This window comes from Herminiimonas sp. KBW02, assembly GCF_003852535.1.
Classification (GTDB): Bacteria; Pseudomonadota; Gammaproteobacteria; order Burkholderiales; family Burkholderiaceae_D; genus Oxalicibacterium.
The window spans coordinates 106555-121503 of the sequence record NZ_QAJP01000003.1 but is presented as its reverse complement, the minus strand read 5'-3'; the positions used below and the strand labels follow the sequence as shown (position 1 = coordinate 121503).

Here is a 14949-nt window from a genome sequence, read left to right as displayed (position 1 = left end):
CGCCAAGAATATATTTAATTCATTTTTCTTGTAACCAAATTCGGTTTCGGTACGAACTACCTTTTACATCATCACTGTAATGGATCAGTTCATGAAACCGTTTGCCCTGACTATCTTCGCGACTGCTATCGGTACTGCGCTCCCGGCGTATGCAGGCGCGAGTTGCGAGGTCAAAAGCGGAGCGACGACAGCAGCGCTGGTAGAACTTTACACTAGTGAAGGTTGTTCCAGTTGTCCTCCCGCTGACAGGCAACTGAGCCTGTTGGGACAGCAGTCTGTCGGGCAGATTGTGCCATTGGCATTGCATGTCAGTTACTGGGATGCGATAGGCTGGAAAGATCCTTATGCGCAAAAGGCTTTTGACATGCGTCAGAGCGCATTGTTGGCCAATCGCAAGAATCACGTTGTGTACACCCCGCAGTTCTTCGTCAATGGCAATGAGTTACGCGCATGGCGTAGTGATTTTCCTGCCGCAATCAGGGCGATCAATAGCAAGCCTGCCCCGCTCGATATTCAATTAAAAGTGGCCGCAACCGGCACCAACGTCCTTACGCTGACGGCCGACGTCATTCCACATGAGCAGAAACGGGCCGGCGTACTCTATGTCGCAATCACCGAGAACGCTCTCACGTCGGTGGTATCGCGTGGTGAGAACAGTGGCGTCACGCTCAAACATGAATATGTCGCAAGAGCATGGTTCGGCCCCATACCCTTGGTGCAAGGTGGCCTGGGCTGGCAACAACGGGTCGAACTGCCAGCCGCATGGCAGAGACGTCAGTTGCAGGCCGTGGCTTTTGTGCAGGATGCGCGTGACGGAAATGTGTTGCAGGCAGTCAGTACGGCGCAATGCAATCTGCGGGGAGAGTCATGATGAGCAGTGTACATACAACGATACATCCCGCCTGGCTGCGCGTTACGCACTGGGTAAACGCAGTCGCGGTCTTGTTATTGGTCAGCAGCGGCTGGCGCATTTATAACGCATCGCCATTATTCGATTTTTCCTTTCCATCTGATCTGACGCTGGGCGGCTGGCTGGGTGGTGCCTTGCAATGGCATTTCTTTGCCATGTGGCTGCTATTCATCAACGGCATTTTCTATCTGGCGATCAATCTCTTTTCGGGACGCATGCGCCGACAGTTTTTTCCGATCTCGCCGCGTGCATTTTTGCAGGATATGGCGGCGGCACTCAAAGGCAAACTGGCGCACGCCGATCCCCGCAAGTACAACACCGTGCAAAAAGTGGCCTATCTGTTTGTGGTCGGCGATTTGATTCTGATCGTTTTGTCCGGGCTGGTGCTGTGGAAGTCGGTGCAATTTCCATTCTTGCGCGAACTGCTGGGTGGTTATGAAGCTGCGCGCCGCGTGCACTTCTTTGCGATGTCTGCACTGGTTGGCTTTGTCGTTGTGCATCTGGTGATGGTGGCGCTGGTGCCGCGCACGCTGGTGGCGATGATACGCGGTCGCTGAGCGGATCAGGAGAAGAATATGTTGAAGAAGAAATCAATAGTCATGCCGGGTAATGCTGCCGCGTTGCTGGCAGATGCAATACGCGAGGTAAAGCAGCCGTCACGCCGTACCTTCCTGCAACGCACGCTGACGCTGGGTGGATTGTCCCTGCTGACGGGTTGCTCGATCAGCGACGATAGCAGTGTGGAACAGGCGCTCACCAAAGTGTCTGAGTTTAATGACCGGGTGCAGGCTTTGATTTTTGATCCGAATCGCCTGGCGCCGACGTATCCGGATTCCATGATCACGCGGCCGTTTCCATTCAACGCCTATTACGGCGTCGATGAAGTAAGGCAAGTGGATGGCGATGCCTGGCGACTCGAACTGAGTGGCTTGATTGCCAATCGCGCGCCCTGGAGCCTGGCACAGCTACGTCACCTGCCGCAAAGCGATCAGGTGACCCGCCATATCTGCGTGGAAGGCTGGAGCGCGATAGGCAAATGGGGTGGCGTACCTTTTTCATACTTCCTGCGCCGCATTGGTGCCGACCTCAGCGCGAAGTATGTCGGCTTTAAATGTGCCGATGATTACTACACCAGCATCGATATGCCGACCGCGCTGCACCCGCAGACCTTGATGGCGCTGACCTACGACGGCCAGACCTTGCCGCCGGAGTACGGTTACCCGATGAAGCTGCGCATGCCGACCAAGCTCGGCTACAAGAATCCGAAGCACATACAAGCTATTTACGTCACGAATAAGTATCCAGGGGGTTATTGGGAAGACCAGGGATACAACTGGTTCGGTGGCAGCTGACGACAGCCGCCCTGAAGTTTTACACCCGTAGTTTTTTCGCAGTTCTTTTTTAATCAATCAAAGGAAATACATCATGAAAACAATGACTACCGTAGTTCTGTCCGCTTGCCTGCTGATGTCCGGTGCCGTATTTGCACAGGATGCAATGAAGAAGGATGGTATGGCGCACGACGGCATGGCTAAAGACAGCATGTCCAAGGATGCGATGAAAAAGGATCACATGGCCAAGGATGGCATGAAGAAAGACGCCATGAAGAAAGATCACATGGGTAAAGATGCGATGAAGAAAGACAACATGGGCAAGGACGCCATGTCCAAAGATGAAATGAAGAAGTAAGGTGCTGCGGCCTTAGCCCGGGATAGCGGCTAAGGCCGGATAGTTTTATGCGCGCAGATAAGCCCAGCCTTCATGCTGGCGCTGCGCGATATGCAATACAGCTGCGGCTACCACCGCGATGTTGTCTGGTGCCTGCAAATCATTGGCGACCAGCGAGTTGCGGCATACCAGCAGGTGAGTGTCGACTTCATGCGGTTGCTTTAATGCAGTGACTACCGCACCTGCGTTGGCGACCAGCTCCACTTGTGCATCCGGCTCGGCCTTCAGCAGATTCGCCAGATTGCGACGCCCGCGTTCCAGTGCTTCGGGGGTGGGGGCGTGTATCACTAAACGTATCATTTCTATTTCCTGTGTGCGAACGTTCTTACTGTACGCCTAGTTGCGTAGACAGGTGTTCGACATATTGCGCGAATGTGGCATCGCCGCGGTTGCGTGGCCGGGGCAAATCTATTTTCAGGTTCTCGACGACGGTCGCCGGACTGCCACCCAGTACGATGACGCGATCCGCCAGGAAAACCGCTTCGTCGATATCGTGCGTCACGAACATGACGGCCGATTGCGTCGCCTGCCAGATGCGCATCAGTTCAGCTTGCAGGTTGCGTCGTGTCAACGCATCGACGGCGCTGAATGGTTCATCCATCAATAGCAAGTCCGGTTGTACCGCCAGTGCACGGGCAATGCCTACGCGTTGTACCTGACCGCCAGACAGTTGATGCGGCCAGCGCTCACCAAACTCGGCGAGGCCGGTCAATTGCAAAGCATCCCTGATGCGTGACTGTTGTTCTTCCGCAGCTATGCCCAGTGTCTCCAGTCCGTAGGCAACGTTGTCAGCGACGGTGCGCCACGGTAGCAAGCGGCCATCCTGGAACACCACCGCACGACGACGTCGCCCTTGGAGTTGCGGGAGCAATAGTTGTACATCGCCTTCGCTGGGCGTAATTAATCCGGCGGCTGCGCGCAGCAGCGTGGACTTGCCGACACCGGAACCGCCGACGATGGCGACGAATTCACCGGTTTCTATCGTCAGCGACAAATCCTGTATGACAGGCGCAGTCGCACCCGGATGCAGATAGGCGATGCGATCAAATTCAATTACGGACGCCATGCTAAAAGCCTTTTCTCGATCAGGACGTAGATCAAATCACTGACCGCATACACCAGCGAAATCGCCAGCATGTAAATCACGACCGCTTCATACGCACCTACGCCTGCAGCGGCGTTCATCTCTTGCCCCATGCCGGGCACACCCAGCAATTCGGCTGCGATCAGCGTCATCCAGGCCTGGCCGATGCCGGTGCGTATCCCTGCCAGAGTGCCTGGTGCTATCGCGGGCAGGGTAATGCTGATGGCGCGGCGCCAGTAACTGCCTTGTCCGAAGCTGCGCGCCAGTTCATAGAAGCGCGGATCAATGTTGCGTACCGCACTGGCAGTGGCGTAGTAGTTGATCCAGAACACGCCGATGGAAATCACGAATGCCGCGCCAGCGTGGCTGACCTTGAACCAGGCAATCGCAAACACGACCCAGGCCAGCGGCGGAATAGGGCGCAGGATGCGGATCAGGTAAGCCTGCAATAAATCAAACGGACGGATGGTCGCGGCAGCCAGGCCAAAGGCGATGCCGAAGAAGGTGCCCAGCCCCAGGCCCCAGAAGTAATGAACCAGGCTGGAGCCGATGGCAGGCAACAGGCGACCTGCGTTCCATTCCTGCATGAAGGCTTGCGGCAACTTGAATGGATCCGGCAAGGTGCCGGGATTCACCCATGCAAAGTAGCCGGATGCCTTCCACAACAATACGAATATAACGACGCCTGCGATACCGTAGCTCGCACGCGTCAACCAGCTTACTGAAGACTGCTTCATAGACTGCAATTTCCGGGTTTAACGGCCAGCTGCGACGGCATCGTAAAAGCGGGTGTCGAACAGCTTGGTAGCGTCGGCTGCAGGTCCTTCCAGCGTGCCGGTTTCAGCCTGGAATTTTTGCAGCACCAGTGTGGCCGGAATGATGGTGTTCGGGTTCGCAGTGAATTGGCCTTTGGAGTTGCGTATGGCTTTTTCCACCAGAGCGACATCGAGGCGTCCGCCACCCACATACTTCTGCACGTATGGCGCCGCTTGTACCGGATTGGTTTCCAGCAGCTTGGTCGCAGCGATATGCGCTTTGACCAGCGCCTTTACCACTTCCGGTTGTTCACGTATCAGTTTCTCGCGTACCAGCAATACCGCACCTGGCTGATGCGGGAACAGTTCTGAACCACGTGCGACCACGCGTGCTTTCGGTGCCTTGGTCAGGACGGTGGTGACGGTAGGTTCGAGGATGGCGGCACCATCGATTGCGCCGGTCAGCAGCGCTTGCTGGATTTGCGCTTCGCCCTGATAGATCAGCTTGAAGCTGCCCGGATCAACCTTGGCGCGTTTGCGCAACCAGTATTGCAATGCTGCTTCCGGTACCGCGCCGCGTGGATAGCTGGCGATGATAGGTTGACGTCCGTTATCTTTTGCGAAGCGTGCAAAGGCGGTCGATGCATCACCCGATGCGAAGTAGGGTGCGAGGTTGCCCATCGCGACGAAGCTGACTTGTTCAACGATATTCGATGCGACTACTTTAATGTCAGCACCTTTGGCGCTGGCAACCAGTGCCGGGCCGATGCCGACATAAGCGACGTCCAGCTGGCCAGCCAGCAATGCCTGCACCAGTGCCGGACCGCTTTGGAATTGCACCAGTTTGGCGGCGCGTACTTCAGGCGGCAATGTGTTTTGCTCGTAAGCAATAAATAATTGGGCGGCAGGGATAATCGGCAGGTAGCCGACTTCCAGCGGAGCTGCGTGTGCGGCGGATAAGCCGAGCGCGAGGGCAACTGATGCGAGTATGCGTTTCATTTTGATGGCCTAGTGAGACAAGTTGGGTTCAGACCGTCCATTGTATTGAAAGCATGCGCCAGACTTTAATAACAAAAAGAAATAACCTTAGTTGTTTTTTGTCAGTGCGCGTCGCGTGGAAAGCCGCGACGGTACTGCGCTTCCTGCGCCATCCCGCTGTCGTGAAGGCCATAAAAAATGGCGACCCCGATGTCGGAGCCGCCATTCTTGCTGCAGGAAATATATTCCCGGGACCGCTTACGTGGTCAAAGGCTTGTAGCGGATACGCTTAGGCTTGGCACCTTCTTCGCCCAGACGTTTACGCTTGTCAGCTTCGTATTCCTGATAGTTGCCGTCAAAGAAGGTCACTTGCGAATTGCCTTCGAATGCCAGGATGTGGGTCGCGATACGATCGAGGAACCAGCGATCATGGGAGATCACCAATACGCTGCCGGCAAATTCCAGCAAGGCGTCTTCCAGCGCACGCAGGGTTTCCACGTCCAGATCATTGGACGGTTCATCCAGCAGCAGGACGTTGCCGCCCATCAGCAGGGTCTTGGCCAGATGCAGGCGGCCGCGTTCACCACCGGACAGGTTGCCGACGATTTTTTGCTGGTCGCCGCCTTTGAAGTTGAAGCGGCCGAGGTAGGCGCGCGACGGCATTTCAAAGCGACCTACGGTCAGGATGTCGGCACCGCCGGTGACATCTTCAAACACGGTCTTGCCGTCATTCAGCGTATCGCGCGACTGATCGACGATAGATACCTTGGCGGTGGTACCGATCACGACTTCGCCGCTATCCGGTTGTTCCTTGCCGGTGATCATTTTGAACAGGGTCGATTTACCGGCGCCGTTAGGGCCGATGATGCCGACGATGGCGCCCGCAGGAATGCGGAAGCTCAGGTTGTCGATCAGCAGGCGATCACCGAATGCCTTCGAGACATTCTTGAATTCGATGACTTCATTACCAAGACGCTCAGCGACCGGGATGAAGATCTCTTGTGTTTCATTGCGCTTTTGGTATTCGTGTTCGGACAACTCGTTGAAGCGGGCCAGACGTGCCTTCGATTTGGCCTGACGACCTTTCGGATTCTGGCGTACCCATTCCAATTCCTTGGCAATGGTTTTCTGGCGCGACGATTCGGTTGCTTCTTCCTGCTTCAGGCGATCGCCTTTTTGTTCCAGCCACGAGCTGTAGTTGCCTTTCCACGGAATACCGTGGCCGCGATCCAGCTCGAGTATCCATTCAGCGGCATTGTCGAGGAAGTAGCGATCATGGGTAATCGCGACGACGGTGCCCGGGAAGCGTTGCAGGAATTGTTCGAGCCAGTCTACCGATTCAGCGTCCAGATGGTTGGTCGGTTCGTCGAGCAGGAGCATGTCGGGTTTGGACAGCAGCAAACGGCACAGTGCGACGCGACGTTTTTCACCGCCGGACAGGACGCCGATCTTGGCGTCCCACGGTGGCAGGCGCAATGCATCGGCGGCCATTTCCAGTTGTTGTTCCGGATTGTCGCCGGCGGAGGTGGAGATGATGGCTTCCAGACGTGCCTGCTCGGTGGCGAGGGCGTCGAAATCCGCATCCGGATCGGCATAGGCGGCATACACTTCTTCCAGCTTGGCCTTGGCTTCGAAGACTTCGCCGAGTCCGCCTTCTACTGCCTGGCGTACGGTTTGTTCCGGATCGAGTTGTGGCTCTTGCGGCAGGTAACCGATATTGAGATTGGGCGCCGGGCGTGCTTCACCGATGATGTCGGTATCGATACCGGCCATGATTTTCAGCAGCGTTGATTTGCCTGAGCCGTTCAGGCCCAGTACGCCGATTTTTGCGCCGGGGAAGAAGGACAGCGAGATGTCTTTCAGGATCTGACGTTTCGGTGGGACGATCTTGCCCACGCGATTCATGGTGTAAACGTAATTTGCCATTGTTATTTCTAGATGAGGTTGCTTGTCTAAGAGGTGGGTGCAAGGATAACCGATGCGGCGCGTGAGGGTAAGTCTGATAGCCGATATCGATAGATATATCGGCAGCAAAAAGGGTTTAAGGCATTTAAAACCGAAAATTTGGCGGTTTGTAAACTAGGGCTGGGCGAGATTCAACTTTAGTGCAACACTGTCTATGCATATGGACATATTTTCTTGCATTATGGAGTCGCTTATCCTATTGTGCGACGCACCATCCTTCTAAAGAGAGCACTCTTTGGCTTCACCAGATAAAAAAAGCAGCCTAGCTGCATTGACTCTGGCCGCTGTCGGCATTGTGTACGGCGACATTGGTACCAGTCCTTTATATACGATGAAAGAAGTGTTCTCCAAAGAACACGGTCTGGCTCTCACCCCGGAAAACCTGCTCGGCGTCGTCTCGCTGATCGTCTGGGGCCTCATCGTTATCGTTTCCCTCAAATACGTCACGCTGGTGCTGCGCGCGAATAATCGCGGCGAAGGCGGCATCATGGCCTTGATGGCACTGGCACTTTCTTCGGTTACGCGCAATTCGCGCTGGTACTTTCCGCTGCTGGTCATGGGTTTGTTCGGTGCCACGCTGTTTTACGGCGATAGCGTGATTACCCCGGCGATTTCCGTGCTGTCGGCGATTGAAGGCCTGAGCGTCGCGACAGAAACCTTTGATCCTTACGTGGTGCCGCTGACAGTAGCCGTGCTGGTCGGTTTGTATTCGCTACAGGCGCGCGGTACCGCCGGTATCGGCAAATGGTTTGGTCCCATCATGGTGATCTGGTTTGGCACGCTGGCAGTAATGGGCGTCATCAATATCATCGATGCGCCGCAAATCCTGTATGCGCTCAATCCTTGGCATGCATTGCATTTCCTGGACGGCAACCGTTTCCTCGCTTTCATTGCACTGGGTGCTGTCGTGCTGGCTTTCACCGGCGCCGAAGCGCTGTATGCCGATATGGGCCACTTCGGCGCGAAGCCTATACGCATGGCGTGGTTCATGGTGGCGTTCCCGGCGCTGGCATTGAATTACCTGGGCCAGGGCGCGTTGCTGCTGATGCGTCCGGACGCAGTGACCAATCCGTTTTATCAGCAACTCGGCGCATGGAGTATTTATCCGCTGGTGGCGTTGTCGACGATGGCTGCCATCATTGCATCGCAGGCGACGATTTCCGGAACGTTCTCCATGACCAAGCAGGCGATCGCTCTGGGCTTCCTGCCGCGCATGAAGATTGAATTCACCTCGGCCAGCCAGATCGGCCAGATTTATATCCCCGCGGTGAACTGGTTACAAATGGCAGTGGTGGTGATGGCTGTGGTGGGTTTCGGTTCCTCGTCCGATCTGGCAGCGGCATACGGTATCGCCGTGACCGCCACCATGCTGGTGACTACGATACTGACTTTCTTTGTGATTCGTTATCGCTGGAAATACAACCTCTTGCTGTGCCTGGCGTCGACCGGCTTCTTCCTGGTGATCGACCTGAGCCTGTTCTCTGCGAATATGCTCAAGCTGTTCCATGGCGGCTGGTTCCCGCTCTTGCTCGGTATGATCCTGTTTACCCTGATGCTGACCTGGAAACGTGGCCGCGAACTGGTATTCGATAATCTGCAAAAGCATGCGATTCCGCTGGAAGACTTCCTTGCATCGTTGTTCATCTCGCCACCGACCCGCGTACCGGGCACCGCGATCTTCCTGCGCGGCGAATCGGATGGTGTGCCGCACGCGATGTTGCACAATTTGTCGCATAACAAAGTGCTGCACGAGCGCGTCGTTTTCCTGACCGTACGCATGATGGAAGTACCGTACGTGCCGACTAGCGATCAGGTGCGTATCCATTTGCTGGGTGACGATTGTTATCAAATGGACGTGACTTACGGCTTCAAGAACGTGCCGGATATTCCTGCGGCGCTGGAACTGGCGAAGGATCAGGGGCTGGAGTTTGAAATGATGGAAACATCATTCTTCATCGCACGCCAGACCGTGGTGGCGAATCCGGTGCGTGGCATGGCGCTGTGGCGCGAACACATCTTCGTCGCGATGTCGCGCCATGCACGTGGCGCAGCGGATTACTATCAAATCCCTTCCAACCGCGTGATTGAGCTGGGTACCAAGGTAGAGATTTAAGCGCAACAGACGGAGACATAAAAAAGGCAACACAGCGGTGTTGCCTTTTTTTATGCGTGCCTACTTTTGCGTATCGCTGCTTGCAGGTCGGTAGCTCTGCCACACGCCATCCGCGGAATACAAGCCCAGTGCAATCCAGATCGCGGCAAAGCCGATCAGGCGTGCGCTATTGAATGGCTCGTGATACAGCCAGACACCGACCAGCAATTGCAGCGTAGGCGTGATGTATTGCAGTAGTCCGAGTGTAGAAAGCGGAATGCGTCGTGCGGCGCTGGCGAACATCAGCAAAGGGATGGCTGTGATAGGGCCTGCGGCCACCAGCAACCACTGCGAAGTAGCGGGTGCATGGATAAAACTATTTTGACCATTCCACGCCATTACGCTTAAAGCCAGGATGGCCAGCGGAAAGAGTAATAGCGTTTCCAGCGACAAGCCTTCCAGTGCACCCAGCGTGGCCGTTTTGCGCAACAAACCGTAAGTACCAAAAGTCAGACCCAGCGTCAGTCCTATCCACGGCAAATGCCCGTTTTCCCAGGTCAGCCAGGCTACGCCGACAGCGGCGATTAATACAGCTGCCCATTGCAGACGACGCAGGCGCTCACCCAGCACCAGAAAACCGAGCAAGACATTCACCAGCGGCGTCATGAAATAACCAAGGCTGGCATCGATGATGCGATCGTGATTCACCGCCCAGATATACACAAACCAGTTGGTTGAAAGCAGCAAGGCGCTGGCGGTAAATCCGGCCAGCACTTTGGGTTGGCGCAAGACCGCGCTTAACCACGCCCACTGCCTGCGCACGGCCAGCACGATCAGCAGGAAACCGAGAGCCCACACCATGCGATGCAGCAGGATTTCGAGCGGCGCAATGTCGTGCAGGGATTTGAAGTAAATCGGAAACGAGCCCCAGGCCAGATAGGCGCAGAGTGCGTACAGCATGCCGGGATTCATGATGGATAAGTCCGTATAGACGGGCAGAAAAGTTGCCCTGTGTAACGGAAGGATTATCCCAGTAATCGGCAAAGCGCGTTTTTGTCAGGAAAAATGCGGGTTGGGCAGCTGGCTTACCAGGCAGCAAAATAAAAAAGCGCACGACAGCCAGAAGGCTGTCGTGCGCGAGAGGATACTGCAGAGAGGGTGTATTGAGGTGTTTATCAGAACGTGTAGTTTGCCGAAATCCAAAGGCGACGACGCTCGAAGTTACCGTTATATTGCGACTGGTAGCTTGTCACCGGCGGAGTCGCAGTACTTACAACGGGGTAATAATCGGCGAAATTTTTATCAAGCAAATTGTAAATTGCAGCATTGAAGGTCAATGATTTGTTGACCTTGTAGTTGCCACCAAGATCCAGTAAGCCATAGGCTTTATAGTTTCCTAAAGTAGCTTTAGCCGTGGATGTTCCGGTATCTTCTAAGCGATAACGCTCACCCGTATATTTCGCTTGCGCCCATAGATTCAGCATAGGGCTGGCTTGCCAATTCACTTTCGCATTGAGGGTATGTTTTGGCGTACTGTTTAGTGGTTTCCCGGCATTGATCCCAGATTTTTGCTCACTATCGATATAGGTATAGTTTGCGCTTACCCGCCATACTTTTGCAAAGTCATAGCTGCTACCAAGTTCAATTCCTTGAATGGTGGCTTCGTCGACGTTAATTGGACGCGAACGATTAATGGTCACACCACCGACAACGATGGGAGCAAGCGATTGACTCGAAATAGCGTCTTCGAAATTGGTTCTGAAGATGGTTGCGTTTGCACGGAAGCCATTCAGATTGTCAAAGTACGCGCCAACTTCGCCCGTAATGCTACGTTCAGGCTTAAGGTCTGGGTTGCCGAGAGTTTGGTTTCTTCCTTGTCCGGTATAGCCGACAACGCCCTCAAACAATTGTTCAAGCCCAGGAGTGCGATAGGCTTTGCTGACACCGCCTTTGAATGTCCAGTTATCGGTGCTGTTCCATACCAAATAGGCGCGAGGTGATGTAGCTCCGCCAAAAACACTATGGTTGTCCTGACGAATGCCTAAAGTAAGAGCCAGATCTTTTTTAATGCGCCATTCGTTTTCGGCAAATATTGCAGTTTGTCTGTGTTGGAAATTTTTTGTTGCAACACCTTCAATCATCTTAGCTTCCCACCATTGACCGCCGACCGTAAGCATATTGTTGCCTATGGCTGTCGTGAATTTGGTATCGAAAACGATGCTTTCAGACTCAAGGGTACGCGGAGCGCCCGGAATGACGCCTGGTGGCGGGTTATTTAAGTTGGGAATGGTGCGTCCAATTGTTTCTGTTGTGTTCTTCATCAGGCTGGACTCAAGGACGCTTTTATCCATGCGCCATGTGTGAGCCAACGTTATCTGATCCCGATTGAAGTTTTGTTTCGGACCGTATCCTGAAAAGACGGTTTTGGTATCCAAGGTGCCGATTTGTCCCCATCGGTTGTCATATTCCTGCCGTGTGCGATCAACATCGATAGACAGATCATGGTTTTTATTTGGGGTTAAGGTTAAACGAGCGCCTACTGTTTCAACATCAGCGCGAGTTGGGCTTGCCCCGATAACCAAAGTGTTTGCAGGATTTCTGCCTCTCCATTGGATGTCAGAGTTATCGCGATGATATTTGCGTGCCCGGACTTGCAAGCCAAGCAGATCTTCTTTGATGGGGCCGCTTAGATAGACGCTGGCAGATTGTGAGTCACCGTAGTCACGATGTTCGTTGATGGTGCCGTCAAGAGTAATAGAGCCAGACCATTGTTTGCCAACTTTACGGGTAATGATATTGACGACGCCACCCATTGCGTCAGATCCGTACAGGGTCGCCATAGGGCCACGAATAATTTCTATTCGTTCAATTGCCGACGGTGGCGGCATGAAAGATGAGGAAGTGTCGCCAAATCCATTTGGCACGACGTTACCGGCCGGATTTTGACGGCGACCATCAACCAAGATCAGGGTGAATCGGCTTTCCATGCCGCGAATTTTGATATCCAAGCCACCGGTCTTACCTATGCCATCTGTAACGTCTATGCCTTCAACGTGGCTGAGCGCTTCAGCCAGACTGCTGACGCGAGTTGTTTCTAACTCTTCGCGCGTAATAATGGTCACACTGGCAGGCGCATCTTTGATTGCCTGTTCGAAACCCGAAGCACTGACCACGACTTCTGCTAATTGCTGATCCGAGGTTTGCGCAAAGGAAGAGGCCGACGCAAGCATCAATGCTGCTGCCAAAGGCCAGTTGCGGCGAGCATGGCGCTCCAGTGCGCTTTCGGCGCGGAAAGTGTTGGTCGTCGACGGGTCAAATGGACGTGCGCCGTCCGGTAATTGCATTGCCATGCTTGCTCCAGAAAAAGGGAATCCCGGCTAGGGGGTGTCGATGGCTGGCTAGTACACAGGGGAAATGGAGCGGGGGACGTCCGACTTCGGTGTTTGGCTGGCTGATATTTAACGTATTCTTAACGTAAATTTAACGCGATATTAATGCAAACGAGAATGATTTGCAATATCGATGGTCCGGCCAGCCGCATATTAAGAGTTTTCTCGTTAAGGGTGTTGTGTATTTGATGCACGCGCGCGTTGACTCCGGCGTAGCCGGAAGATTGCTAAGAAATAACGCAAAAAGCAGGGGGAAGAGTGCAGATGAGCAACGCGGACTTATGCCAGCGTTGCAGCAGCGCTTTAGCTGTCAGTCGGATCGTCGAAGAAAAACTCCACCGATTCCACCTTCTTGCCGACTTGCAGCAGGCCCTGATCCAGCAATTCGTCGTAGTAGCAGACCTGGTTGCGGCCATGGTCTTTCGCGTAGTACAGCGCCTGGTCGGCACGACCGAGGATGACGACCGGGGTTTCCTGCGAGATGCTGGCGAAGCCGATGCTGACGGTAATCTGGCCGACTTGGGGGAAGGAGTTTTGTTCGATGTTGGAACGGAAGCGTTCAAACACCATTTGCGCATCGGCCAGCGTGGCCGAGCGCAGCAGCACGACAAATTCTTCGCCGCCGAAACGGAAGACGCGATCCTGCGCACGGAAAGAAGTGCGCAAGACGTTCGCGACCAGAATCAGTACTTCGTCGCCATAGAGATGTCCGAACTGATCATTGACGCGTTTGAAATGGTCGATGTCGATGACGGCCAGCCATTGCGACTTCACGTCATGATGATGGCGCCTGTCACCGTCATCAGGTGCAGTGGATTCCGATGGTTTGGCATTCACCATGCGGGCGAATTTTTCGTCGAAGGTTTTGCGATTGAGTAGCCCGGTCAGCGAGTCACGTTCGCTGTAATCCAGCAGACTTTGATAGTTGCGATAGACGCTGAGTATGCCTTCCATCACTTGCAGCATCTGTGCTGTGAACGGCTGTATATGCGCTATTTCCAGGCAGGTCGAGACTTTGTCGTTTTGCCAGATCGGTATCCACAAGACGTGCTGGCCGTTTTCGCGAGTTTCTTCGAGGCGGTTTTTGCGTTGTGCGATGCAGGCAACCAGGCCGGGGAAGGAGACGATAGGTTCGCCGGGTTGTTCGGCAGTAACTTGTTCGTCATCCACGGTTTTTACGGCGCCGCCGGAAATCCACACACGAGGACGCACAAACAGTTCGCCACGTGACTGGAATAATTCCATCACGCGTGCTTCGGCCACACCTACCATGTTCAACAAAGCGGTCATGACCGAAATGTCGAGCAGGTCGTGATCACGATGACCGGTGATCTCTACCAGATGATCCAGCAGCGATCCCATCATGAGGGGTTCTGAGGTACTCACGCGTTACCCATGCAAAGACTTAGACCAAAAAATGTTGTGTGTATCCGTGTGAACATGAGGCATGACTTCAAGAAAAATTTTCTGTTAAGAGCAGCAAGTTTCAACAGCGGAAACGAATTTCAAGAGCGCAAGAGAAGCAATTAAGCCGCTTTTATTGGTTTTTATTGCTTAATTAGTGAGAACCATTCTATCTGAATAGAAAGCAACAAATCCCTGTCTTGGCGCATGGAAATCATATTTTACGTTTGCTTTTTTTCCTCGCTATGACATGGCGTGTGGTCATCTGACACGCCGTTTTTTAAAAGTAACAAAATAGTTTCCATGAGGTAATTTTGTGGTGTGCATATTCTGTGCCCGGCGTGTTTTTGGTATTTTTTAGTCCGAAAAAACACTATGCGTATGTACCGGGTCAGCGAAGATATGCGGCATAACTTTCTGATGCAACAAGGTGAGTGCAGGCAGAATGCGTGGAGCAAGTTTTGTGTGATGTGCATGGTGTGTTTTATGCGGCGTGTTCATGTTTGTGCTTGTAGCCCACTTCACTTACCCGCCTCAGTTACTCCTATCATCCGGCGCGTCGCAGAAGCCGGGCTGGATGAGCAAGCGAAAAGCAAGTGCACCTCGGCAGGGCATGCATGGCCTTGTCGCCGTGCAATTGCACC

13 protein-coding genes are annotated in these 14949 nt (G+C 53.9%); 5 read left to right on the top strand and 8 right to left on the bottom strand.

Annotated features, from left to right (window positions below; translation table 11 throughout):
* Nucleotides 1-91 precede the first annotated feature (91 nt).
* The 4 genes from DBR37_RS02345 (at nt 92) to DBR37_RS02330 (ending at nt 2599) form a co-directional block, all read left to right on the top strand.
* A complete protein-coding gene (locus tag DBR37_RS02345; RefSeq protein ID WP_124572690.1) occupies nt 92-871 on the top strand; it encodes a thioredoxin family protein in 780 nt (259 codons plus the stop codon).
* Nucleotides 868-1467 carry a cytochrome b/b6 domain-containing protein gene (locus DBR37_RS02340; protein ID WP_124572689.1) on the top strand — a complete coding sequence of 200 codons (600 nt, stop codon included), beginning with the start codon at nt 868-870 and terminating at the stop codon, nt 1465-1467. The genes DBR37_RS02345 and DBR37_RS02340 overlap by 4 nt, the downstream gene beginning before the upstream one ends.
* Nucleotides 1468-1509: 42 nt before the next feature.
* Nucleotides 1510-2262 (top strand): molybdopterin-dependent oxidoreductase, encoded by a 753-nt coding sequence (locus tag DBR37_RS02335; protein WP_370454226.1) that lies wholly within the window; start codon nt 1510-1512, stop codon nt 2260-2262.
* 73 nt (nt 2263-2335) lie between these two features.
* Nucleotides 2336-2599 (top strand): pentapeptide MXKDX repeat protein, encoded by a 264-nt coding sequence (locus tag DBR37_RS02330; RefSeq protein ID WP_124572687.1) that lies wholly within the window; start codon nt 2336-2338, stop codon nt 2597-2599.
* Nucleotides 2600-2644: 45 nt separating this feature from the next.
* Here the strand turns inward: DBR37_RS02330 and DBR37_RS02325 are convergent, their stop codons facing one another.
* The 5 genes from DBR37_RS02325 to ettA form a co-directional block, all read right to left on the bottom strand.
* On the bottom strand, nt 2645-2938 hold the full coding sequence (locus tag DBR37_RS02325; RefSeq protein WP_124572686.1) for a hypothetical protein: 294 nt from the start codon (nt 2936-2938) through the stop codon (nt 2645-2647).
* A 25-nt stretch (nt 2939-2963) separates the two neighbouring features.
* Nucleotides 2964-3704 carry an ABC transporter ATP-binding protein gene (locus tag DBR37_RS02320; protein ID WP_124572685.1) on the bottom strand — a complete coding sequence of 247 codons (741 nt, stop codon included), beginning with the start codon at nt 3702-3704 and terminating at the stop codon, nt 2964-2966.
* Nucleotides 3692-4459, bottom strand: a complete 768-nt coding sequence (locus tag DBR37_RS02315) for an ABC transporter permease (RefSeq protein ID WP_124572684.1) — start codon at nt 4457-4459, stop codon at nt 3692-3694. Before DBR37_RS02315 ends, DBR37_RS02320 begins: the two co-directional genes overlap by 13 nt.
* Nucleotides 4460-4477: 18 nt before the next feature.
* Nucleotides 4478-5476: an ABC transporter substrate-binding protein gene (locus DBR37_RS02310; protein WP_124572683.1), complete on the bottom strand. Its 999-nt coding sequence runs from the start codon at nt 5474-5476 to the stop codon at nt 4478-4480.
* A 237-nt stretch (nt 5477-5713) separates the two neighbouring features.
* Entirely contained in the window at nt 5714-7381 is a 1668-nt protein-coding gene (gene ettA / locus DBR37_RS02305) for an energy-dependent translational throttle protein EttA (RefSeq protein ID WP_124572682.1), read from the bottom strand.
* Nucleotides 7382-7655: 274 nt separating this feature from the next.
* Between ettA and DBR37_RS02300 the strand changes: the two genes are divergently transcribed.
* The gene (locus DBR37_RS02300; protein WP_124572681.1) at nt 7656-9533 is read left to right on the top strand and encodes a potassium transporter Kup; all 1878 of its coding nucleotides are present in this window, start codon (nt 7656-7658) and stop codon (nt 9531-9533) included.
* A 60-nt stretch (nt 9534-9593) separates the two neighbouring features.
* On the opposite strand, the gene rarD is transcribed toward DBR37_RS02300, so the two are convergent.
* From rarD to DBR37_RS02285, 3 genes are all read right to left on the bottom strand, one after another.
* Nucleotides 9594-10484, bottom strand: a complete 891-nt coding sequence (gene rarD, locus DBR37_RS02295) for an EamA family transporter RarD (protein ID WP_124572680.1) — start codon at nt 10482-10484, stop codon at nt 9594-9596.
* 203 nt (nt 10485-10687) lie between these two features.
* Nucleotides 10688-12862, bottom strand: a complete 2175-nt coding sequence (locus tag DBR37_RS02290) for a TonB-dependent receptor domain-containing protein (protein WP_233588257.1) — start codon at nt 12860-12862, stop codon at nt 10688-10690.
* 342 nt (nt 12863-13204) lie between these two features.
* A complete protein-coding gene (locus DBR37_RS02285; protein WP_199739032.1) occupies nt 13205-14263 on the bottom strand; it encodes a GGDEF domain-containing protein in 1059 nt (352 codons plus the stop codon).
* Nucleotides 14264-14949 lie beyond the last annotated feature (686 nt).